This window comes from Erwinia persicina NBRC 102418 (assembly GCF_001571305.1).
Taxonomy (GTDB): domain Bacteria; phylum Pseudomonadota; class Gammaproteobacteria; order Enterobacterales; family Enterobacteriaceae; genus Erwinia; species Erwinia persicina.
On sequence record NZ_BCTN01000064.1, the window covers coordinates 1 to 727 of the forward strand.

Here is a 727-nt window from a genome sequence, read left to right on the forward strand (position 1 = left end):
CTGGGCAAAAGTAATATTCTGCTGATCGGCCCGACGGGCAGCGGTAAAACGCTGCTGGCGGAAACGCTGGCGCGCCTGCTGGACGTGCCGTTTACCATGGCCGATGCCACCACGCTGACTGAAGCCGGCTATGTCGGTGAGGATGTGGAAAACATCATCCAGAAGCTGCTGCAGAAGTGTGACTACGACGTGCAGAAAGCCCAGCGCGGTATCGTCTATATCGATGAGATCGATAAGATTTCCCGTAAGTCAGATAACCCGTCCATCACCCGTGATGTTTCGGGGGAAGGCGTGCAGCAGGCGCTGCTGAAGCTGATCGAAGGTACGGTGGCGGCAGTGCCTCCGCAGGGCGGTCGCAAGCATCCGCAGCAGGAGTTTCTGCAGGTGGATACCTCGAAAATTCTGTTTATCTGCGGTGGCGCGTTTGCGGGCCTGGACAAAGTGGTGTCGCAGCGCGTGGACACCGGCACCGGCATTGGCTTTGGTGCGTCGGTGAAGGGCAAGTCAGAAAAGGCCACTGAAGGCGAACTGCTGGCTCAGGTGGAGCCGGAAGATCTGATCAAGTTTGGTCTGATCCCGGAGTTCATCGGCCGTCTGCCGGTGGTGGCAACGCTGACTGAACTGAGCGAGGACGCGCTGATCCAGATCCTGCGTGAACCTAAAAATGCCCTGACCAAACAGTACCAGGCGTTGTTCAACCTGGAAGGCGTGGAGCTGGAGTTCCGTG

General features: G+C 58.2%; 1 protein-coding gene. It reads left to right on the forward strand.

The window, feature by feature from the left end:
- Nucleotides 1–727: ATP-dependent protease ATP-binding subunit ClpX (clpX, locus tag EPE01S_RS22675; RefSeq protein ID WP_072277540.1), on the forward strand; the 727-nt coding region annotated here is incomplete at both ends.